21 protein-coding genes are annotated in these 21,226 nt (G+C 40.3%); 6 read left to right on the top strand and 15 right to left on the bottom strand.

The features are described from left to right. Positions 1-75: 75 nt before the first annotated feature. The gene (locus tag LMH66_RS12970; RefSeq protein WP_229370529.1) at positions 76-795 is read right to left on the bottom strand and encodes a 3-deoxy-D-manno-octulosonic acid kinase; all 720 of its coding nucleotides are present in this window, start codon (positions 793-795) and stop codon (positions 76-78) included. A 92-nt stretch (positions 796-887) separates the two neighbouring features. On the opposite strand from LMH66_RS12970, the gene LMH66_RS12975 reads away from it, so the two are divergent. Next, on the top strand, positions 888-1,925 hold the full coding sequence (locus LMH66_RS12975; RefSeq protein ID WP_229370530.1) for a glycosyltransferase family 9 protein: 1,038 nt from the start codon (positions 888-890) through the stop codon (positions 1,923-1,925). 20 nt (positions 1,926-1,945) lie between these two features. Here LMH66_RS12975 and LMH66_RS12980 read toward each other — a convergent pair whose 3' ends face one another. The 4 genes from LMH66_RS12980 to LMH66_RS12995 form a co-directional block, all read right to left on the bottom strand. Further along, complete coding sequence (locus tag LMH66_RS12980; protein WP_229370531.1) at positions 1,946-2,794, bottom strand: glycosyltransferase; 849 nt, start codon at positions 2,792-2,794, stop codon at positions 1,946-1,948. 13 nt (positions 2,795-2,807) lie between these two features. Beyond that, positions 2,808-3,911: a glycosyltransferase family 9 protein gene (locus tag LMH66_RS12985; RefSeq protein ID WP_229370533.1), complete on the bottom strand. Its 1,104-nt coding sequence runs from the start codon at positions 3,909-3,911 to the stop codon at positions 2,808-2,810. Positions 3,912-4,107: 196 nt separating this feature from the next. Beyond that, positions 4,108-4,713: an SDR family NAD(P)-dependent oxidoreductase gene (locus LMH66_RS12990; protein WP_229370535.1), complete on the bottom strand. Its 606-nt coding sequence runs from the start codon at positions 4,711-4,713 to the stop codon at positions 4,108-4,110. Positions 4,714-4,715: 2 nt separating this feature from the next. Beyond that, positions 4,716-5,162, bottom strand: coding sequence for an adenylyltransferase/cytidyltransferase family protein (locus LMH66_RS12995; RefSeq protein WP_229370537.1), 447 nt, complete (start codon positions 5,160-5,162; stop codon positions 4,716-4,718). Between the two features lie 391 nt (positions 5,163-5,553). Between LMH66_RS12995 and LMH66_RS13000 the strand changes: the two genes are divergently transcribed. After that, positions 5,554-6,621 (top strand): CDP-glycerol glycerophosphotransferase family protein, encoded by a 1,068-nt coding sequence (locus tag LMH66_RS13000; protein ID WP_229370538.1) that lies wholly within the window; start codon positions 5,554-5,556, stop codon positions 6,619-6,621. A gap of 212 nt (positions 6,622-6,833) precedes the next feature. Continuing rightward, positions 6,834-7,586, top strand: a complete 753-nt coding sequence (locus tag LMH66_RS13005; protein ID WP_229370539.1) for a glycosyltransferase family 25 protein — start codon at positions 6,834-6,836, stop codon at positions 7,584-7,586. Positions 7,587-7,652: 66 nt separating this feature from the next. On the opposite strand, the gene LMH66_RS13010 is transcribed toward LMH66_RS13005, so the two are convergent. Together LMH66_RS13010 and wecB are read right to left on the bottom strand one after the other, a co-directional pair. After that, positions 7,653-8,798 (bottom strand): glycosyltransferase family 4 protein, encoded by a 1,146-nt coding sequence (locus LMH66_RS13010; RefSeq protein ID WP_229370540.1) that lies wholly within the window; start codon positions 8,796-8,798, stop codon positions 7,653-7,655. A gap of 11 nt (positions 8,799-8,809) precedes the next feature. Next, positions 8,810-9,934: a non-hydrolyzing UDP-N-acetylglucosamine 2-epimerase gene (gene wecB / locus LMH66_RS13015; protein WP_229370541.1), complete on the bottom strand. Its 1,125-nt coding sequence runs from the start codon at positions 9,932-9,934 to the stop codon at positions 8,810-8,812. Between the two features lie 253 nt (positions 9,935-10,187). Between wecB and coaD the strand changes: the two genes are divergently transcribed. Both coaD and LMH66_RS13025 read left to right on the top strand, forming a co-directional pair. Continuing rightward, the gene (gene coaD, locus LMH66_RS13020) at positions 10,188-10,679 is read left to right on the top strand and encodes a pantetheine-phosphate adenylyltransferase (RefSeq protein ID WP_229370542.1); all 492 of its coding nucleotides are present in this window, start codon (positions 10,188-10,190) and stop codon (positions 10,677-10,679) included. 168 nt (positions 10,680-10,847) lie between these two features. Then, a complete protein-coding gene (locus tag LMH66_RS13025; protein ID WP_229370600.1) occupies positions 10,848-12,266 on the top strand; it encodes a capsule assembly Wzi family protein in 1,419 nt (472 codons plus the stop codon). 94 nt (positions 12,267-12,360) lie between these two features. Here LMH66_RS13025 and mutM read toward each other — a convergent pair whose 3' ends face one another. From mutM to LMH66_RS13065, 8 genes are all read right to left on the bottom strand, one after another. Beyond that, a complete protein-coding gene (gene mutM, locus LMH66_RS13030; protein ID WP_229370543.1) occupies positions 12,361-13,176 on the bottom strand; it encodes a bifunctional DNA-formamidopyrimidine glycosylase/DNA-(apurinic or apyrimidinic site) lyase in 816 nt (271 codons plus the stop codon). A gap of 76 nt (positions 13,177-13,252) precedes the next feature. Further along, positions 13,253-13,708: a hypothetical protein gene (locus LMH66_RS13035; protein WP_229370544.1), complete on the bottom strand. Its 456-nt coding sequence runs from the start codon at positions 13,706-13,708 to the stop codon at positions 13,253-13,255. 163 nt (positions 13,709-13,871) lie between these two features. Continuing rightward, positions 13,872-14,858 carry a GTP 3',8-cyclase MoaA gene (gene moaA, locus LMH66_RS13040; RefSeq protein ID WP_102527018.1) on the bottom strand — a complete coding sequence of 329 codons (987 nt, stop codon included), beginning with the start codon at positions 14,856-14,858 and terminating at the stop codon, positions 13,872-13,874. 23 nt (positions 14,859-14,881) lie between these two features. Next, the gene (locus tag LMH66_RS13045) at positions 14,882-16,696 is read right to left on the bottom strand and encodes a bifunctional molybdopterin-guanine dinucleotide biosynthesis adaptor protein MobB/molybdopterin molybdotransferase MoeA (RefSeq protein WP_229370545.1); all 1,815 of its coding nucleotides are present in this window, start codon (positions 16,694-16,696) and stop codon (positions 14,882-14,884) included. Between the two features lie 39 nt (positions 16,697-16,735). Next, the gene (gene mobA / locus LMH66_RS13050; protein WP_229370546.1) at positions 16,736-17,320 is read right to left on the bottom strand and encodes a molybdenum cofactor guanylyltransferase MobA; all 585 of its coding nucleotides are present in this window, start codon (positions 17,318-17,320) and stop codon (positions 16,736-16,738) included. Continuing rightward, positions 17,304-18,014 (bottom strand): ABC transporter ATP-binding protein, encoded by a 711-nt coding sequence (locus LMH66_RS13055; RefSeq protein WP_229370601.1) that lies wholly within the window; start codon positions 18,012-18,014, stop codon positions 17,304-17,306. Before LMH66_RS13055 ends, mobA begins: the two co-directional genes overlap by 17 nt. Beyond that, entirely contained in the window at positions 18,011-18,718 is a 708-nt protein-coding gene (locus LMH66_RS13060) for an ABC transporter permease (RefSeq protein WP_229370547.1), read from the bottom strand. Before LMH66_RS13060 ends, LMH66_RS13055 begins: the two co-directional genes overlap by 4 nt. Beyond that, complete coding sequence (locus LMH66_RS13065) at positions 18,718-19,539, bottom strand: substrate-binding domain-containing protein (protein ID WP_102527013.1); 822 nt, start codon at positions 19,537-19,539, stop codon at positions 18,718-18,720. Before LMH66_RS13065 ends, LMH66_RS13060 begins: the two co-directional genes overlap by 1 nt. 301 nt (positions 19,540-19,840) lie before the next feature. Between LMH66_RS13065 and LMH66_RS13070 the strand changes: the two genes are divergently transcribed. Beyond that, positions 19,841-21,223: a sigma-54-dependent transcriptional regulator gene (locus tag LMH66_RS13070; protein WP_102527012.1), complete on the top strand. Its 1,383-nt coding sequence runs from the start codon at positions 19,841-19,843 to the stop codon at positions 21,221-21,223. Positions 21,224-21,226: the final 3 nt, after the last annotated feature.

Here is a 21,226-nt window from a genome sequence, read left to right on the forward strand (position 1 = left end):
GTAATAGCGGGCAATAATACTTAAATAGCAAAAACTATAATTGCATCCAAAGCCATTAAAGAGGGAATGGATTAATTAAGAGTTATTGATCATTTGCTGATAGCCCGCGAGTAAGCTTTGCCAATTATTGTCACTAAAGTTAAGGCTGGCAAGTTTAGTTTTTTCTTTATTAAATGAACGTAATAAACGACTTATATTTGCTTGCTGCCATTTTGTATTAGGGGGTTTTAGTTCGCCTCGGTCAAAGTCGATAAGGTAAAACTGATCATCAGCAAATAAGATATTTTTAGCATTTAAATCGGCATGATACACACCCCGAGCATGAAATTTTGCAATGGTTTGCCCAAGTTGTTGCCATTGCTCATCCGTTAATGTGGATTTTGACAAGAATGCGACTAAGTCATCAGCACCTCTGACTAGCTCAATAAATAAGTCTGCTCGATACCAAATACCAAAACGCTCAACATTGGCAGCAATCGGTCTTGGGACTGGGAACCCTTCTTGAAAAAGCGTCTCTAAAATGGCTAATTCAGCAATCGCTCGAGTACGCTTCATACCTGTAAATATATAGGCATCTTTACTGAATTTTTCTATTAAGCCGCCACGCCAATAATGGCGTAAAACCCATTGTTGAGTTTGGTATTCAACAAACCAAGTTGTATAACGGCCTTTTGATTGACCAATTATCGCATCATTGGACTGCCAATATTCTGGACGAAAATGGTCAGGAGTTAGTGTTTGAGCAATTTCATCGCACCAAGCGATAACACCATTGTTTGTTGATTTTATTTGCATAAGTGGATTACAAAGCTTTGATTTGTCGGTGGCTATAAAGCGTATTCTACATTAAGATCGAACTCTTGTACTTACTCAGGTTAAATGCACTCATGAAAGCAGACTTTGCATCTATGAAATCCTTATGTTTACTACGTTTGTCGGCAATTGGTGACGTGTGCCATGCTGTGGCGATGGTGCAAGCGATTCAGAAGCAATATCCTCATCTGCAGATCACTTGGGTGATTGGCAAGATTGAATATCAACTGCTTAAGCATTTGCCAGGCGTCACGTTTGTCATTTTTGATAAGTCGCAGGGCTGGCGTAGTTACCCTAAGTTACGTAAAGATTTAGCCGCTCAGAAATTTGATGTGTTATTGCACATGCAAGTCGCACTCAGAGCAACAATCGCATCGCTAATGATCTCTGCAAAGGTTAGGGTTGGTTTCGATAAAGCTCGCGCTAAAGAAGGCCAATGGTTAGTGACAAATCACGCAGTTGAGCCATTAGCAACACCTCATGTGTTAGATGGTTTTATGGGGTTTGCTAAAGCTATTGGCGTTAATGACTTAACTCCACGCTGGAATATCCCTGTCACTGAAGCGGATAGTGCATTTGCGAATGGAGTGATTAAGCCTGGCGAAAAAGTGTTAATTGTATGCCCAGCTGCAAGCAAGGCCGAACGTAACTGGCTTCCAGAGCGTTACGCAGCCGTCGCTGATTATGCGGTCAAACAAGGCTATCGCGTATTGTTGTGTGGCGGCCCAAGTGAGCTCGAAGCCAGCCTTGCTAAAGCAATTTTGGACTGTGCTAACACGTCTTTAGAAAATCTCATTGGCCAAACATCATTAACTCAACTGTTGGCCTTATTAAAAAATGCCTCAGTGGTTATTGCTCCCGATACCGGCCCTGCACATATGGCGGTGACTCAAGGTACGCCAGTCATTGGCCTATATGCGCATTCAAACCCTGGCAGAACCGGCCCTTATTTGTCACAGGAGCATGTGGTTAGTGTTTATGACTCAGTGATTGTGCAGCAGTTTCCCAATCAAGTTATTCCATGGGGAAAGCGTGCTAAAGGGAAGGAGTTAATGGCCTTGATTGAGATTGAAGATGTTATCGCATCGTTTGATGATCTGATAAAAAAATAGCCCGCTATTGCGGGCTATTATTAATATTTGTGCTGTGGATGGAAGAGGCCAAATACGGCGCTTAACAATGGAATAGGTAACTTAGTTTTACGTTGTTGCTTCAACATATACCAATGCCAAGCTTGTTGCTTGTATTCGATTACTTCAGCTTTGCTAAGAACATCTTTAAACATATCGCAATAATCAATGATGTATTTGAGCTCTCTCATAGGCACTTTTTGACGGTAGCCTCTGCCTGAATAATGAATGAAGTCTGCTTTTTTATAGTCTTCATAGCCAAGTAGCATCATTCGGTTAAAGCCTGCTTCAACACCCACACTCTTAATTCCATCACGTCGAATAAGGTAGTTGATATAGGTCTGATCGTAAAATTTGACTTCATTACAGATCTTTTGCATCTCTTCAATGCTGGCTTTATCAAACAGCCCTGTTTCTTTCGAAACTAAGAACATGCCTGAATTGTAATAAACCGTCATATCATCTTCTTTGGGCCATGAAACGTTTCCAAGCACATTATTTATCTGTTCTGCTTGTGCACTTCTATCTCGATAGCAGCCTTCATTAAACATATATACAGTGTCAGTATCAGGGTATTGCTCAAAAATGTCTCTGGCCCATGGGGTGACAATCATATCGGCATCAAGATACAGCACACGATCATAATCTTTAAGTAATTCGGTAATATACAGTTTTTCTGACCAAGCAGGACTGGCATCAAACTTAGGGTTGTTGACGTTAATTGGATAATGCAGCTTGTCGGAAACGATGACATCAGCACCCACTCTTTTGCCGTAGGCTTCTAGGCTTGCTACTGAAGCTCGGTACATTGGGTTCTCACCAATGGCGAGGGTAAAAATGGCTTTCTTCATTTATGCAACCTTGTTAGCTGTTGGTATTCATTGCTGTATATTGATTAAAAACACGCTCTACAGAAATATCACTTACATATCTCTTTCCTTGTTTTGCGTATATAACTTTTGAAATTTTTGTTTCAGGTGGAGCCCAATAGCTTTTCTTTGGTCTCATCAATGAAATCAAAGGTCGTTTAGCTGCTGTTGCAAAATGCATTATTGCTGTTTCAACGGTAATTACCTGGTCAGCTTTTGAAATCATGGAGGGGAGCTCAAAAAAGTTATTTCTGGCAGTAAATACAGCTATTTCTACTTTTGAAAACCTTTTTGTTATGGCTTTTTCCAAGGTGGCTACGTTTTCGGGAGATACATTTATTACAAAACGAGAGCCAGGATCTAAAGATACAATTTTTTCCACCAACTCGAAAAGTTGGCTTAGCTTCCAATCACGTTTTTTATTGGTTGATAAGTGATTAAGGAAAAATAACTTTCCGGAATTAGTGGTAAAATTATTCTCAAGCCAGTCATTGGTTAATTCAGATATATGCTGTGGTATTTTCAAGCTAGGTAAAAATTTATCAACAGTTAGATGTAAACCTGTAACTTGATTTATTATTTGATAGTACCTGTCTGTAATGTGATGATTATTAGGTAGTTTTTTTTCATTTATTCTATAGGTTTTATTACTGTGACGGAAAAGTATTCTGTCGAAGATTCCCCAATATTTTACTTTTCCAACACTAGAAACTATGTATGACTTTGAGTTGATTTTGTGTGCTAGTTTCGAAAACTGTTCACTCTTGTTGCCAGAGTGGGTAAAAATGATGTCATAGTTTAGTAATTTTGCTTTTTCGATTTGCTGTGAATGAGCTGATAGTGAGTCAGAACAGCCATAAGTTCGAGTAAACACACCTTCCGCTTCCATCCACTGCTGCAATATTTTACTGCGTGAAAGGCGCCAAGCATCATCGTTACATCGATTATCATCTAACCAAATATCTAACTCGATATGAGAATATTGATGCTTTAGGGCGATCAAAAAGGTTTTTAAATAAAGAAAGTCGCCTAGAGCAACAGGCGATATAAACAATAAGCGCTTGCAAGCTGTTAGCTGTTCAGTTGATATTAATGGCATAACAATTAGATTCTATGGTTAAACAATGATAATGCCTAAAGCATACCTTGTAATATGTAGTGATAATAATAACCAATCGATGAAAAGATGATAAAACCAAAGTAAAAAATGGCATTAGCGATATTTCATCATTATCAAGTTAGCCTTAAACTAAGCATAAACGGCTTTGATATGAGGTTATTGCTGATTAGTCGAGTTAGTAATCTTGCCTAACTTCCAAGAAACCTTTTCTATAAAAAATGATTTCACCAGTTTTATATTGGCCTTTAACTGCACCGATAATAGGGGCAATACCTTCAGCGATATCCATGACATTATTATTAGGGATATTAAGTCCGTCTCTGAGCTTCGTATCTATTGCACCTGGACAAAGAATGACGATATCCCTTCCTTCACTGATAAGGCCTAAGGAGAGTTTCATTACTCCTGCTTTAGAGGCGCAATATGAAGTCCAATCCTTGTAGTTTGCGTATGCGGCAGTTGACGAAATATTGATTAGCTTTGTGTTGTTATTTGAAACTAACGCAAATTTACACACCAAATAGGTGCCAATTAGGTTTACATTAATATCTTCAATCCATTGAACTGGATCTGACTCTGCGACTAATGATGAATAAAGCTTTCCTGCGCAATTAATAACAATATCAAAGCTGTGAGCTGAGAAATATGTTTTAACGGATTCAATATTAGTGACATCGAGCTCTTCTCTGGAAGGCGAAAACACTTCAAATTCAGAGTTCAGTTCAGCTTTAAGACCTTGTGAAAGGTCGCCATTACCACCCGTTATCAGTATCTTTTTCATGGTTAAGTTCTTGGTTCTGGGATTGGATGTTTATCACTGGTTTCGATAAGCTTTTCATACTCGTCGTGAATTTTCTTTTTTAAATTAGTAGAGCTTACCCCTTTACCATAAGGCAAATAGAATACTTTCACTCCAAGTTCTTCTAAGTAGTCATATTTACCAGCCCAATCATCGCCAATAACAAATATATCCATATTTAAATTTTTGACAGTTTGAGTGTGTTCTAGAGTGTGCTGAGGAATAACGATATCTGGCGCTCTAAGTCCTTGAACAATGGCAATTCGTTCTTCAAATGGCACCGCTGGTGGGTTTTTATAGCTACATACAAGTTCATCAGTACTGACGCCGACTATTAATGTATCACCTAACCCTCGGCCATATTCGATCATCTTTAGATGGTTACTATGGAACAAATCGAATGTTCCAGAAACATAAACTATTGTATTCAAGTTGATTCCTTAGGTATTACTGTCCAGTTTTACTTGGGCCTGTCATTGATGTCATATTTTGAGTGCGATAAAACTCAAGAGTTCCAATATGGACAATATTAACAATGCTTTGCTTATAGTACATGAGATTAACAACAGTTGCTGCGCAAAAGCCTATTCTAGTCTGCCCATAACAAAAATCTTTGAGGACTAATTCACAAAAATACCTGATAATATAGTTTGATTGAGATATAGAATAACTGAATTGAATTTTCGATTATGAAATTAGTATGGAGCAACCTCTGCTGTATGCGTCAATATACTTGTTTAATATGATAGAATTCGCTCTCTTCCTACTCATCTATTACGCCAATTATCGTGTACTTAATCGGAAATTAGGGAAAAGTTAACAGTGATATATTTTGATGTTTTACACCCTTATTATCTACCTCAATACTTGCCTGTGGCAAAAGAACTACAGAAGAGGTCTGAGTCGGTTAAGTTTGTAATTTATAGTAATAAAGAACAGGATTCAGTGCTTCGATTTCTCATTGAGGAGCATCAGTTAGATGTTGTTTGGGTTGATAATCAAGTTGAAGCCTTAGAGTTTTATATCTCAGCTAAAGCGGATTGGGTCATTTTTGGAAATGCATTTTCTAGCGCAACCCAATTAAAAGGAGTGTCAAAAACAGCGCTTATGGAGCACGGAATTGGTCCTAAGTCTGTTTATTATACTGTGTCTGAATCAGATATTGATGTCCGTTTTGTTGAGGGGCAATATCGTTTAAATCGTTTACAGGAAATGTTTCCAGATAAGACTTTTATCGACACAGGTTATGCGAAATTAGATCCCGTTATTCAAGGTATTGAAAAGGGGCTTGATATTACGAAACTCGGCTTGGATCCTAATAAGCCGACATTATTATATGCGCCTACTTTTTATCCTAGTAGCATTCAGAATATGGCCAAAAGATGGCCAGAACAATTTTCTGAATATAACATTTTGTTAAAACCACATTATTTCTCATTAACTAAACCAAGTTATCAGAAGCAGAAAGAGTTGTTAGAGCACTGGTCTACATACGAAAATGTATACCTTGCGGGGGCTGAAGAAGCCAATTTATTGCCTTTCATGGTCAGTGCAGACATTTTAATTAGTGATGCATCTTCCGCTTTATTTGAGTTTGCAGCTCTAGGTAAACCTGTTGTTTGGTGTGATTTTTATTATTTGAGATGGTCATATAGAGGTATTTTTAAATTTAGATTTAAAAAACGGATTGACCAAGATTTGTATCACTATGCCGATGTTGCAGCACATGCCAAATCGTATGATGAACTGAAAGAGGTTGTTGAGCATCAAATAGCATTTCCTGAGTCTTACCAACCAATGAGAGAAAGGTATACAGAAGAGCTAGCTGGTATTGTAGATGGTAATTGTAGTCAACGAGTTGTGGATTATTTGTTAAGAAGCAAACGCTAATATTGCTAGCGTAGGACTTTAATTCATTTATACCGATACTGTTAGTTTGGTTTATAACAGTGAACAATGATTGAACTAGACAACATGTTTAAATTGGAACAATTAAATCAATGAGTAAGCAATTATTTCGTAGAAAAAACTGCAATATTAACTTCTCTATTAATCGATGCTTTGAAAATAATAGATTAGCCCAAGGACGGTAGTAAAAAATTATGCAGTTTAAAGTGTTTGTAATAAACCTTGATAAAAGCACTGAAAGAATGGCTTTTATGCATCAGCAACTCGAGCAACTCAATATTGAGTATGAGAGAGTACCAGCTGTTTACGGTAAAGATTTGAGTGAAACCGAAGTTCAAGCTGTGTTTAACGAATCAGATAATTTAGCGAAATACGATAAAGTACTGAATGTGGGTGAGATTGGTTGTTATTTGAGCCATATTAATTGCTGGAATATGATGGTTGAGCAAGAATTAGATTTTGCGTTAATTTTAGAAGATGATTCGGTATTGAATGAAGAGTTACTTTTATTGATTAACAGTATTAGTGAGCTATCTCCCTCTTGGGATTATATTAAGCTATGCCATGGGCGTAAGCAAAAAGCGGTTATTGATACGATGAAGTTGACTGAGCAATTCTCATTATCGACTTGCTTAAAATTGCCTTCATCTACTCGTGGGCAGTTTGTATCGATTTCTGGTGCAAAAAAGTTATTAGCTTCTGCAACCCCCATATCAAGACCGATTGATATTGATATTCAGTATTGGTATGAAAAATCACTAGCGTGCTTTGTCGTCAGACCTTTTCCTGTACTTGAAGCTGATTTTGAAAGTGAAATTTGCAATTTAGGAAACCGTCATACTGTTAAAAAACACCATATAAAACGAATATGGCAAAAGGCATGCTTCGAGTTGAATGTTAGGCTTAATCAGAAAAAATTACCTGATATTAATAAACTTAAACAGTAAAAAACTTATCAAATAAAAAAAGCGCCGATCAAATGCAAATAATTGTCGCTTTTTTATTTGGAAGGTTTAATCACAGTCATTGGACATTTTTTGGTTTGATAGGGTTTCTATCGTGCCTACCCAGGCATTAGACCATTGTTGCTGCGAGCATATCTGTTCAATAGATTCATGGCCTCTACTTGCCAGTGCTTGACTATGACTCATATTGCAAATTGCATGGCTAATCGTGTTTTCAAATTCATCAGCATTTGGCATCACCAAATGACCATTAAACCCGTCAATGATTAAGTTTGACAGTCCGCCAACATTACTACTAATCACCAAGCACCCCGCAGCCATTGCTTCAATCATCGACAATGACGTTCCTTCAGAGCCAAGAGTTGGAATAAGTGCAATATGATGTTGCTGGTGGACTGAGTAGCTTTCATTTGCCTGATATTGAGTAATCGTGACCCTTTTATCAGCTGAAAAAGTCTGCTCCAACAATGGCTTTAATGGACCTTCGCCAGCAAATGTCACTTCGATGTTGGAAAATTGATTGAGTAGTTTATCAATGACAGGTGCGATCATTTTAATGCCACGATAATCGACAAATCGTCTTGCTACTATTATTTTAATGGGCTGAGGAGTCTTTGCCCACTTTATATTTAGTTGCTCTGTAGATAGTTTTTGTTGAAAAAAGTTGTAAATCACTTTTATATATTGGTTTTTCGGAGTTATCCATGTTCGATACCAATTCACAAAGTTATGATCGACGCAGACCAATGCATCGCTTTTTCGAGCTGACTGTAAGTATTTATATTGGTTAAGAAGAGATGAGAACCACTGCGCTACTAAAGAATCATTCTGTTTAGGCTTATCCCATGAAATACCATGCTGAATACCAATTGTAGTAAGGCTTTTAATTTTGACAGCATATGAGTCTGTTGCAAAAATAACAATGTCACCAGAAGTCGCATGCTGTTTAACCCACTTAGCTAGTGCAAATTTTTTGCTATTGCCACGATATAAGCCAGTATTAACCCCATTAATGGTATAGCCCGATTGTTCATTGATAAAATTAACTTTGGCTGGCTGGACTATGTGAGTTTTCCAGCCTTGGGCATGAAATGTCTCAATTAAGCTTATGATGTAATTTTCAATTCCACCAATAGTATGTACCTCTCCTTGGGGAGTGAACATTGAGCGATAAATAATAAAAATATTTTTCATAAGGCGGTCGCTTAATGTAAGCCGTAATACTGCAAAATTTGTGCTTGGATAAGCTCACTCGCTTGGCCATCGCCATAGGGATTAGAGACGTTTTTAAATGATTGAGGTTGCTCTAATAAGGTTGTGACTGCATTAAAAATCGTCTCGGTGTTTGTCCCTACAAGGCTGATGGTACCTGCAGTTAATGCTTCACATCGCTCTGTTTTATCTCTTAAAACCAATACGGGTTTATTCAGTGCAGGTGCTTCTTCTTGAACTCCACCTGAGTCAGTTAAAATGATGTCAGCACGATCCATTAACTCAACAAATGATGGATAATCTTGAGGGGGAATTAAATGTATTGATTTAATTCCATCTAAAAATTGATTTACCGGCGCTTGAACTTGCGGGTTTAAATGTACTGGATAAATTAATGCTACATCAGGGTGGGTTTGGGCTATTTTTTGAAGTGCTAGGCAGATATTTTCAAAACCTTGACCAAAATTTTCTCGCCTATGCCCAGTAATTAAAATCACTTTTCGATGTTCAACTTGAGTCAGCAATTGGGTTAACTTTGTTGGTTTTTTGCTACTGGCTCTATTGGCTGTAACTGTTTGCAATAGCGCATCAATAACGGTATTTCCTGTGATATGAATGGTACCTTCAGAGTAGCCCTCGGCCAGTAAATTATTAGCCGCTGTTTGTGTTGGAGCAAAGTGGTGTGTGGCTAATGTTGCGGTTAATCTTCTGTTGGCTTCTTCTGGCCATGGTGACATCAGGTCGCCAGTTCTCAGCCCTGCTTCAACGTGTCCTATATCGACTTTTTTATAGAAAGCAGCCAATGCAGCAGCGAAAGACGTCGTTGTATCTCCATGAACTAACACTAATTGAGGGCTAAAATCGTCAATAACTTTGCTGGTGCCCTCAATAATGGCTGCAGTTAGCCATTCTAGCGTTTGCTGTGACTTCATTAAATTTAAATCATAGTCTGGACGAATATTGAATAGCGCTAGGACTTGATCAAGCATTTCACGGTGTTGACCTGTCACGCAAACACGGACATCAAAAAGAGGGTTTTGAGTAAGTTTCTTTGCGAGTGGGCTCATTTTGATGGCTTCAGGGCGTGTACCGAAAACCAGTAGAACTTTAAACGGCATTGAATTCAATTGAGTGGCTATATAGGGTCAAAACAAAGTTATGAATGATTTTACCTGTTATTGGACGTGATAACCATGAACATAAAGTATTTGATTGATGTTCAGCGTTTCTTTTAATGAGATTAATTTTGCTGTCATTGACAGCCTTGTAGTATTATTTGTCGACTTTAGATGACTTAACAATGACCCTTGTTTAGTTCTGATGATATATTTTCCTCAATGGACTGAATTTACTGACATAGCGAAGACTTAAATGCATAGACGCGCGATATATCCAGGTACATTTGATCCTGTCACCAATGGCCATGCCGACCTTATTGAACGTGCAGCAAGACTGTTCCGTCACGTGATTATCGGTATTGCATCCAATCCTTCTAAAAAACCGATGTTTACGCTTGAAGAGCGTGTAGAGCAAGTTAACTTAGTGACTGCGCACTTAGACAATGTAGAAGTCGTTGGCTTTACAGGTTTATTAGTTGATTTTGCTAAAGAGCAGCAAGCCAGTGTTTTGGTTCGTGGTTTAAGAGCTGTGTCTGATTTTGAATATGAATTTCAACTTGCCAATATGAACCGTCGATTAAGTCCTGACTTAGAAAGTGTATTTTTAACACCAGCAGAAGAAAACTCATTTATTTCTTCAACGCTAGTGAAAGAAGTTGCCTTACATGGCGGTGATGTCAGTCAGTTTGTTCATCACGACGTGACGACTTCCTTGTTGAAAAAAATAGCACTCACTAAACAGTAAAACGTATACTGAAATGGATTTTCAGTACGTTTCTTATTCCTATTACCTATTAAGCGCAACATGAAATTATCACAGTCGTTATCTCAAAAATGTATATTTCCAAAAAAAACAATTCTTGGGCTTGGCTTGGCTGGACTAAGCTTAGGCCTTTGCTTAAGCACGTCTGTGATGGCTGCGCCATGGGTTGATACTTCGGATATTTATTTACGAGCTGATATCCAAGCGCTTGCTGATGCAGGTGTGATTACGGTGCCAATTAACACCTTTCCATTAATGTGGTCAGGTATTGGTAATGACTTAAAGAAAGCTGAGCCTTCGATTTTAACCCCCGCTTTGGTGGATGCGTTCGCAAGAGTTAACTTTTATTACCAAAATGCGGTAGAAAATCGCGGTAATACCAGTGTCACAGCAACAGCGGCGACTGATGCTGCTCGCTTTCAGCACTTTGGATCGGATTACCGTGAAAAAGGGGAATTAAAAGCGTCTCATGAATACATGGGAGAGAGGTTTGCTTATAAGGTCTCAGCATCTGCTAATTACGATCCCGAAGATGAAAAAGAATTTCGTCTAGATGATTCCTATATGGCAATGGTATTAGGTAATTGGATTGTCACGGCTGGTACGATTGGACAGTGGTGGGGCCCAGGTTTTGATTCTGGTTTGCATAAATCTAACAATGCTCGGCCTATGCCTTCATTAATGGTTTCGAGAAATAACGCTGAAGCGTTTGAGACGCCTTGGTTATCTTGGTTAGGGGCTTGGACTCTAACGGGGGGGATCAGCATGATGGAAGAAGAACGTTATGCTCCTCATGCGTTATTATGGAATCTACGTGGCTCAATAAAGCCATTTAGGCAGCTTGAAATAGGCTTGTCTTGGACAACTCAATTTTGTGGTGAAGGCCAAGAGTGTGACTTGGACAGTGCTTGGAAGTCGATAACGGGTCAGCGAGATTGTCGTGGGTTTGAAGATGGCGATTGTTCTAACTATGGCAACCAAATGGCTGGTTTCGATGTACGTTATTCAGAAACCTTTTGGGACGTACCTGTTGGCATTTTCTTAGAGCGAACCTGTGAGGACTCTAAAGGCCAGCCATGGGAGATTGTCGATTGCGGAAAGATGTACGGAGTAGATACTCGTTTCAGCTTTGATTCTCAGCAGTATAAATTGTTTTTTGAATACACTGATACCATGGTTTTTTGTGGTGAAGATTCAGAGCAATTTAATTGTTTCTATGAGCATAGTACTTATAGAAGTGGCTCCCGTTACCATGGGCGCGCATTTGGCAGTACATATGACAGTGATGCACAAGTTTATGCACTTGGGCTAGTTGGTCAGTTCTCAAATAGTCATGCGTTTACTTCTATTTTGCGTTATGCGCAGCTAAATAAAGATGGTGAAACGCCAAATACCGAGTGGGCACCGCAACCACCTAAAGAAGATTTATTGATGTTGGAACTATCATATCGGATGCCTTTATTAAGTGGCATGATGACATTTGGTGGCAGTATTTCTCAGTCTGAATTTGAAGTGGATGATACAGAAACGGACGGTACGCTGTTTACTCGTTATCAATATAAATTCTAGCAACCAAGCTTATAAAAGCCGCTTCATCAATAAAAAAGCCTCAAGTATCTTGAGGCTTTTTTATTGATTCAATGGTTCTGTGTGATTAATACTATTAGTTAGTTTGGCAAAGCCCACAAAATACTGTGGTGCGTTGACCCAGCTTTATTTCACTGAGTAAATTGCCACATTCAGTACAACTTTCCCCGCCTCGACCATAAACATGAAGTTTTTGGGCAAAATATCCAGGCTTACCATCAGCATTGGTGAAGTCTTTTAGTGTGGTGCCACCTTGTTTGATAGCGTGGGCGAGGATTTGTTTCACCTCAGTGACTAGTATCGTTAGCCTTTCAATATCAATGCTCCCCGCAGCGGCTTGAGGGTGAATGCCTGCAGCAAATAATGCTTCGTTTGCATATATGTTTCCTGCACCGACGACAATGTGATTATCCATTAAGCAAAGCTTGATGGCTTTTTTCTTATTCGCTAATGCTGCTTGTAATTGCAGAGGGTTAAAAGCGTCACTTAAGGGCTCTGGGCCAAGTTTAGCCAGTAATGGGTGGGCCTCTTCTGGTAGCTCATACCATAACCAAGCTCCGAACCTCCTCGGGTCGTTATATCGCAGCACTCGTCCGTTTTCTAATACCAGATCAATATGATCATGTTTCTCTACAGGAGTGTGTGCGGGTAATATCCGCAAGCTGCCAGACATGCCTAAGTGGACGATGGTGACGCCGGCATCCGTATCAATAAGCAAGTATTTGGCGCGGCGGCGGACTTGTTTGATGGTTTGGCCAATAATGTTTTTACATATCTCTGGCACTGGCCAACGTAAGGAAGCATTTCTGACAATGAGGTCGCTCACGGTTTGATTGACAAGGTGCGGTGAGATCCCCTGCTTGGTTACTTCAACTTCTGGTAATTCAGGCATATGAGTCCGTTTATGTGTCTGTTAGCTACGTATTATGAGATTCACGATGTTGAGCTTCTCGTGAATAGAAAATCAGTTATTGGCTTGAAATCACTGGTTCTAGCTCGCTACGTAGGCTCGGTGGTATTTGGTACCAATTTTGTGATCTTGACTGTAAATAACCTGCTTGAGGGTAATATTGCCAATGCTGAGCTTGCTGTTGGTGATTTATTGCGATGGATAGTGTTACGTAGGCTGGCAATGATTGGATCTCACCTGCCGTCATTTGAACAGGAGAAACCATTAATGCTTCCCAGGCTGTCGCTAGCGATTGGCAATTCAACACACTGTCTGCACAACGCCAAATACCATTCGATTTATTGAGCCAAACACCATTTAACTGTAATTGGGTCAATTGATTACTGTCATCAAAAAGCACATGAGCATCATCGGGCATTTTATTGGTTTTGGAGTCGATAAAGGTTAACACTGCGACCATAAATACACAGGCAATGATGAGAATGTTATTCCACTTCTTTCGAGATAAAGCCATAAGTGAATGCGTAAGTGATTGTTAGCCACAGTGTATATCAAAAACACGATAGCAAAAAGTTATCCCATAGGAGAGGTTTAAAAGACAAGTTGCGCGGGAAATTAAAGCAATAAAAAAGGTGATGTATCGATAACATCACCTTTTATATGAATGACTAGAACGGTTAGCCGCCTGTGGAATTCATAAAACGTAGGATTTGCACATCATCATCTGTGCCAAAATAATGCTCTTTAGGCTTATGCTGAATACCGTCCATGATAGCCTCTTTCAGCTTGCCAATATCACCAGGGAATTCACGTACGATAGCCTTAAGGTCGACAGAGTTTTCATTACCTAAACATAACAGCAAACGACCTTCTACGGTGACACGGACACGATTACATTCGTGACAGAAGTTATTGCTGTGTGGAGAAATAAAGCCAATGTGAATATCACTGTCTGCCATCTTAAAGTAGCGAGCTGGGCCACCAGTGCGTTTACTTGAAGGTATCAGTGGATAAGTATCTTCAATAATGCCTCTAACTTCTTCACTTGAGCAGTGACGACTGCGTTTACGCTCATCAATAACACCTAATGGCATTTCCTCAATGAAGGCAATATCGAGTTCTCGTTCACGACAAAAATCAATTAAATCGATCACTTCATGATCGTTCTTACCGCGTAAAATAACAGCGTTGATTTTGATGTGTTTAAATCCAGCCGCTTTTGCGGCATCAATACCAGCAATAACGCGATCAACTTTACCGTTGCGGGTCATTTCAGTGAATAACTCAGGATTTAAAGTGTCTAAACTGATGTTCAGACGTTTCAAACCTGCATCATGCATAGGCTGAGCAAGCTTACTTAATCGAGAGCCATTGGTGGTCATCGATAAGTCATCTAAGCCAGGTAATTTACCTAGCAAATCAATTAACTTGTCACAGTCAGTTCTGACTAATGGCTCACCACCTGTTAGGCGAATTTTCTTCACGCCTAACTCAGTAAAAGCTTGTGCAATCCATGCGAGTTCTTCAAGACTTAGTACGTGGTCTTTGGGTAAAAAGCTTGGATCTTCACTCATGCAATATACACAGCGAAAATCGCAACGGTCAGTGACCGATAAACGTAAGTATTCTACTTTTCGATTAAACTTGTCGACGATTAAACTCATGAATTAGCACATCTTATGGTTAGTTATAACAGTTCAGCGAACGGCTGAATGTAGACTTGTTGGCCTGGCATGACTGAGTCTTCGGCTTCACCGATAACAATCAGACAATTTGCTTTTACCATCGAGTTCAACATCCCTGAACCTTGTGCCCCAGTAGTGGCTACATGTAATCGTCCATCATTGCTTAAATGATACTGGCCACGAACAAATTCTGTTCGTCCTGTTCTACTGCGCAACATACTATCGGTAATTGCAGGCAAATACTGTGGTGTATAGTCGGTTTCGCCCGCTAATTTGCGAATAGCTGGTTGCACGAACTGTAAAAATGACACCATTACCGCAACTGGATTACCAGGTAAGCCAAAGAATAAGCTGTCGTTCACCGTCCCAAATGCAAGAGGTCGCCCTGGACGCATGTTGATACGCCAAAAGTTAATCGCGCCAATTTTAGCTAATACGGTTTTGATGTAATCAGCATTACCAACAGAAACACCGCCAGAGCTGATCACAATATCAGCATCAACGCTAGCCTGTTGCAGAGCACTCGTTAACGCATCTTCACTATCTTCAATGATGCCTAAATCGATAACTTTACAGCCCAGTTTTTGCGCCATAGATTTGATGGTGTAACGGTTTGAGTCGTAAATGCAGTTAGCTTTGAGTGGCTCACCTGGTTGGCTGACTTCATCGCCAGTTGAGAATACTGCGATAACAGGTTGCTTCACGACATCAGCTTTAGCTAAACCCAGTGACGCTAATAAACCTTGTTCGGCAGCTTGCAAACGATGACCTTTTGCTAAGGCTAATGCGTCTTTAGCAATATCTTCGCCCGCTAAGCGAACATGCTGACCGGCTTCAACTTTGCCTTGTAATTGCACATGACCATCTTGTTCAATCACTAATTCACGTGCTTCAACAGTATCAGCACCATTAGGCACTGTTGCGCCAGTCATGATACGTACTGCTTCGCCAGCAGCTAATGTGCCAGGGTATTCATGCCCAGCGAGGACTTCGCCCATTAATTTAAGTGGCGAAACAGGATTGCTAGGACTGTTATCTTGGCTATAAGCAAAAGCATAGCCGTCCATTGCTGAGTTAGTTTGCTGTGGCACATTCACAGGTGAAATAGCATCTGTTGCTAAAACACGGTTCGCGGCATCATCAATGGTGACTTGTTCGCTGTCTGCCAGCGGTTTAACCATTGTCATCAACTGCTCTAAACCTTGAGCAACAGATAAGAACTTTTGCTCATCAGTGACTGCAGTTGCTGTCGTCGGAATAGGTAACTCAAGCGCTGGAGCTTGCCAATTGGTTTGGTATTCAATAACAAAGTCTGCAATTTGACCGACATTATTTAAGTCTAAACGCGTTAGCTCCGCAGGGGTTTCAGTTTCATCACAACAGGCAATGGCAACAATGTTGTCATCGTGAGTGTGGATAAGTGGTTTCCCATGTGCAGCTCGGTGTAATTCAATCTTCGGCAACTCAAGCTTTTTAAACCCTTCAACCAAGACGATATCGACTTTATCGGCTTCGATTTGCGCGAGTAAATGCGGCAGTTCAGGATCGCCTTCTACGGCATCTTCTGTCATGAGTGCCCATCGTACATGTGAAGCGACTAGCATCTGCTTAGCGCCAGCTTTGCGCATTTCGTAGCTGTCTTTACCTGGGATATCAACATCGAAGTTGTGGTGAGCATGTTTAATCACAGCTAAACGAACGCCACGGCGGTTAAGCTCTGGAATTAACTGTTTTAATAAGGTGGTTTTACCGGTGCCACTATAGGCACAAAATCCGAGAACTGGAATACTTAGCGGATTGGTAAACGGTATACTCATAAAGACCTCATTGTTGGCTTATCACTGTGTTGCCACAGATTATTTGCCATTTTCGATGACAAGTTTTTGTTCAAGTGTATTCACATTAACAAATGCATTGGGTTGGTCAGCAAAGCTTGTGACCACATATTTGTGTTGTTCATACCAAAGGAAAATTTTACGGTCGCCAGCATCTAGAAATGCCTGCATTGATGTTTTCAAATGCGGCTTAAGCAACATGACCACAGGTTGTTGATATTCACCGTCGCTGGCAACCGCGATATCGGCATCGGCTTCTACAAGCGATGCATACATACGTTCACATAAATCCTTTGGTAACATTGGACTATCACAAGGCACAACCAACAATAACTCTGCTTGAGTGTTGTCCATTGCAGTGACCATACCAGCTAAAGGACCTAAATAGCCTGTTTCTTTATCGCTGAGCACATCAAAACCCAGAGCGGCATATTGATCTTGATTGCGGTTAGCGTTAATCATAATACGATCAACTTGTGGTTTAACACGCTCAATGGTGTGGCTAATCATTGGTTTGCCGCTAAGTTCAACCAAACCTTTGTCGATACCGCCCATTCTTCGGGCCATACCGCCAGCTAAAATCACCGCATCAATTTGCACTGACATAGTGAAACTCCTGAGATTGTTCAAAGCTAGGTATATGGCTACTTTCAACAACTTTTTGCTCTGAGATATGCCAATGCTTTTGGCATAAAGCTGTTAAACCACAGGTTTGATGGCTACTGATCAGCAGCCCAGTACCTTCTTGTTTTAAAATATTAATCATGGCTAAAACTAGTTTTTGTGACTGCTTATCCATGTTAGAAATCGGTTCATCAAGCATGAGTAATTTAGGTTGAGTTATCCATGCTCTTGCGATGGCGAGGCGCTGTCTCTCACCACCAGATAAGTCCGTGGCATCACTTTTTAGTAATGAGCCAAGTTGCGCACTTTCAATCGCTTGAGCGACTCTTGCTTGTAACTCTTGAGGGCTAAAACGAGTTTTTGGTAAGGCGTAACGCAAGTTGTATTCAACCGAGCCGTCAAACAGGTATGCATGTTGATGTAAATAAACAGCTTTGCCAAGTAATGAATTAGATTGCCACCACTTTTTAGGCGCAAAACCGGTAGCGATAACGTCACCTGAATTGGGCTTAATAATACCTGCAATCAGTTTCATTAACGTTGACTTACCTGAGCCGTTATCACCTTGAAGATAGATAACATCCCCTTCGCAGAATGATAAATTATCGAACTCAAACAACTTACGCTCTTTAAAGTTGATACTGACATTTTGTGCAGTGAGCTTAGCAGTCATTATTGACTCCTAGGCATGGCTTTACCACGCAAAGAGCCGATAGCGAAGTTAATCACAATGGCTAAAATTAACAGCACAAGGCCTAAAGCAATCGCTTGAGCAAAATCACCTTTACTGGTTTCAAGGGCAATGGCCGTAGGAATATTTCGAGTGTGATGCAGAATGTTACCGCCGACCATCATCGAACAACCCACTTCGGTAAGAATACGGCTAAAGGCTGCAATCACTGCCAATAATAATGGCACGCGTAATTCACGACAAACAGTCCAAATAGCGCGTTGCCATGAAGCGCCTAACGTACGAGATGTTTCATAAGCACGTTTATCAATACTGCTAAACGCGGCTTGGGATAAAGCGATTAAGACTGGCGCGCAAATCATCATTTGCCCGAGGATCATACCTTCTTGCGTGAACAGCCAGCGTAAATCCCCTAAAGGTCCATTTCGGGTAAGCAGCAGGTAAGCCAGCAAACCGATAACAACAGTAGGAATAGATTGAAGTGTTTGGACGATATTAGTGACAAACCAGCGTCCTGGGAATCGATAAGAGGCTAGGAAAAAACCAAGCACAATCGACGGTATTAATGTGATGATTAATGCCGCAAAAGAAACCGAAAAAGAAACACTTATGATAGACCATACGTCTGGATCTAAAGAAAGCAGCAAGCTAAAAGCTTGCTGCATTAGGGCTAACCAGCCTTCATTCATTACTTATATGTTGCCTTAAACAATTGTTCTCCCTGAACTTTAAAGTCATTAATCATCTGCTGAGCTTTAGGGCTAATAAACCAATCGCTCAATGCTTTCGCTCCTTGATGATTTAAATCAGGATATTTGTCTGCATTAATTAACATGATCTGATAAGGATTGGCTAATGCGTCGCCACCTTCGAAAGTAATCGTTAAATCTAATTTAGATTTATAAGCAACAAACGTACCACGATCGGTAAGGGTGTATGCTTGTTTTTCATTTGCCATCAGTAGAGTCTTACCCATACCTTGACCAATAGAAGTATAGCCTGAAAAGTCAGGTGTTACAGAAGCTTCATTCCAAATTGCGAGCTCTTTCATGTTGGTGCCAGAATTATCACCACGAGAAATGAAAGTATTCTCAGTTTTAGCGACTTTTTTGAAGGCTTCAACAACGTCTGTACTGCCTGCCATTTTCGCTGGATCGTTCTTCGGGCCTAAAACCACAAAGTCATTTTCCATGATGCCACGAGGCGTCGTACCGTAACCTTCATTAACAAATTTTGCCTCAGCTGCTGGAGCGTGAGTCATGACTACGTCTACGTCTCCTTGACGTGCAAGTTTTAATGCCTTACCTGTACCCGTTGCAATCACTTGAACTTTGTAACCAGATTCCGCTTCAAAAGTCGGCAAAATAGCGCGTAAAAGTCCTGAGTTATCCGTGCTGGTGGTCGTGGCTAATTTGATGACTTCGTTTGCTTCAACGGTATCACTTACCATTGTGCTACTCAGTAATGCCATACCGATTAAAGCGGTTAAACTTGACTTAAAATTAAACATTCTAGCTCCTTGAAAATACTGAATTGCATTGACACCAAGCCGTGCCAATTAATGTATTTCGAAAACGAGGGCGTTGTTGCCCAAAACAGTTAAATGCAAAGGCAATTACTATGCCAGAGTGAGTCAGAAAAATGTTGATCACGACAAAATTAAAAAGTGTGATCTAACTCTCGCATTCAATTGAGGTTTAACAGACAAATTGTCCCACGGGTCTAATTCTGTAGGGCAAACTGACCCACAGCTAGATTTTTAATGGTACGATAATGTTAAATCTAGTCAAAATGTCCAAAGTAGAAGCCATATGAACAATAATGAATCAAATTCAAAACCACTACCGACAGCAGTTTCGGTTTTGATTGTTGATGATGAACCAGGGATGCGTAGCTTCCTTAGAAAGGCATTATCAAAGAAATTTGCGTTAGTCGAAACGGCTTCAACGATTGAAGAAGCTGAAAAGCTTCGTAGCCGCGGTCATTTTGACTTATTGATTGTCGATATTCGTTTACCTGATCGTTCGGGCATAGAATGGCATGAAGCCTTAAATGAAAAAGAACGCCGCTCAGATATCATTTTTATGACTGGCTATGCCGATATGGATGTGGCGATTAAAGCCTTACGAGCTGGCGCATCTGATTTCATCATGAAACCATTTCATTTAGAGCAAATGATGACATCGGTGGACCGCTGTATTGAAAGACGCTTACTTAAGCGTGAAAACTTTATGTTGCGCCGAGAGCTATCCAGTGGCCATTCAACCACCATGATTGGTAACAGTGATGCAATGGTTGAAGTTAAACAGGTTATTGAGCGCGTAGCGCCAACCAATGCAGTCGTTTTGATTGAAGGCGAATCAGGTACAGGTAAAGAATTAGTTGCAAGACAATTACATCAACTGAGTGGTCGTACAGGTCCTTTTGTGCCAGTTAACTGCGGCGCTATTGCGCCAGAGCTATTAGGCAGTGAACTGTTTGGGCATACTGCAGGGGCATTTACAGGTGCAAAAGGCAATCGAGAAGGGTTATTTCATTTCGCGACTGGTGGCACCATCTTTTTAGATGAAATTGGCGAGATGCCAATGAAAATGCAAACTGCGTTATTGCGAGTACTTGAGCAAAAAGCGATTAGACCAGTAGGTAGCGAGAAAGAAGTCGCTATTGATGTCAGGGTATTAGCTGCAACCAACCGTACTTTATCTGAGGAAGTTGCCGAAGGGAATTTCCGGAGTGACTTGTACTATCGTTTGAATGTCTTAAATATTTTAATTCCACCGCTGCGTACTCGCCCTGAAGATGTGATTGAGTTAACCCATCACTTTACCTGGCAGCTTGCTCGTGAGCTTGGAGTTAAAGAAGTCGTATGGAGTCATGAAGATTTGCAAGTACTGCAGCAACATGAGTGGCCAGGTAATATCCGTGAACTGCGTAATATGATTGAACGCTGCATTTTATTGGGTAAGCCACCGGCAGAATACTGGAAGAAAAATGAACAAGCAGAAGTGGTAACGCAAGCAGGCTACCCACTCAGTTGGCCGCTAAAGGAAGTTGAAAAGCAACATGTCATGAGCGTTGTTGATGCTCATAGTGGTAATAAGTCTGCAGCAGCAAGAGATTTAGGTGTTTCGCGTAAAACACTGGATCGTAAATATAAAGAATGGTTTGAAGTCGAATCGGATAAGGAAGACTAAATC

Origin of the sequence: Shewanella sp. 10N.7 (assembly GCF_020806285.1) — a bacterium.
GTDB classification, from domain to species: Bacteria; Pseudomonadota; Gammaproteobacteria; order Enterobacterales; family Shewanellaceae; genus Shewanella; species Shewanella electrodiphila.

Bases quoted from the DNA above. Each gene is read 5' to 3' on its own strand.
- LMH66_RS12970 (WP_229370529.1), bottom strand. From the start codon at position 795: ATGCAAATAAAATCAACAAACAATGGTGTTATCGCTTGGTGCGATGAA.
- LMH66_RS12975 (WP_229370530.1), top strand. From the start codon at position 888: ATGAAAGCAGACTTTGCATCTATGAAATCCTTATGTTTACTACGTTTG.
- LMH66_RS12980 (WP_229370531.1), bottom strand. From the start codon at position 2,794: ATGAAGAAAGCCATTTTTACCCTCGCCATTGGTGAGAACCCAATGTAC.
- LMH66_RS12985 (WP_229370533.1), bottom strand. From the start codon at position 3,911: ATGCCATTAATATCAACTGAACAGCTAACAGCTTGCAAGCGCTTATTG.
- LMH66_RS12990 (WP_229370535.1), bottom strand. From the start codon at position 4,713: ATGAAAAAGATACTGATAACGGGTGGTAATGGCGACCTTTCACAAGGT.
- LMH66_RS13005 (WP_229370539.1), top strand. From the start codon at position 6,834: ATGCAGTTTAAAGTGTTTGTAATAAACCTTGATAAAAGCACTGAAAGA.
- LMH66_RS13010 (WP_229370540.1), bottom strand. From the start codon at position 8,798: ATGAAAAATATTTTTATTATTTATCGCTCAATGTTCACTCCCCAAGGA.
- wecB (WP_229370541.1), bottom strand. From the start codon at position 9,934: ATGCCGTTTAAAGTTCTACTGGTTTTCGGTACACGCCCTGAAGCCATC.
- coaD (WP_229370542.1), top strand. From the start codon at position 10,188: ATGCATAGACGCGCGATATATCCAGGTACATTTGATCCTGTCACCAAT.
- LMH66_RS13025 (WP_229370600.1), top strand. From the start codon at position 10,848: ATGGCTGCGCCATGGGTTGATACTTCGGATATTTATTTACGAGCTGAT.
- mutM (WP_229370543.1), bottom strand. From the start codon at position 13,176: ATGCCTGAATTACCAGAAGTTGAAGTAACCAAGCAGGGGATCTCACCG.
- LMH66_RS13035 (WP_229370544.1), bottom strand. From the start codon at position 13,708: ATGGCTTTATCTCGAAAGAAGTGGAATAACATTCTCATCATTGCCTGT.
- moaA (WP_102527018.1), bottom strand. From the start codon at position 14,858: ATGAGTTTAATCGTCGACAAGTTTAATCGAAAAGTAGAATACTTACGT.
- LMH66_RS13045 (WP_229370545.1), bottom strand. From the start codon at position 16,696: ATGAGTATACCGTTTACCAATCCGCTAAGTATTCCAGTTCTCGGATTT.
- mobA (WP_229370546.1), bottom strand. From the start codon at position 17,320: ATGTCAGTGCAAATTGATGCGGTGATTTTAGCTGGCGGTATGGCCCGA.
- LMH66_RS13060 (WP_229370547.1), bottom strand. From the start codon at position 18,718: ATGAATGAAGGCTGGTTAGCCCTAATGCAGCAAGCTTTTAGCTTGCTG.
- LMH66_RS13065 (WP_102527013.1), bottom strand. From the start codon at position 19,539: ATGTTTAATTTTAAGTCAAGTTTAACCGCTTTAATCGGTATGGCATTA.
- LMH66_RS13070 (WP_102527012.1), top strand. From the start codon at position 19,841: ATGAACAATAATGAATCAAATTCAAAACCACTACCGACAGCAGTTTCG.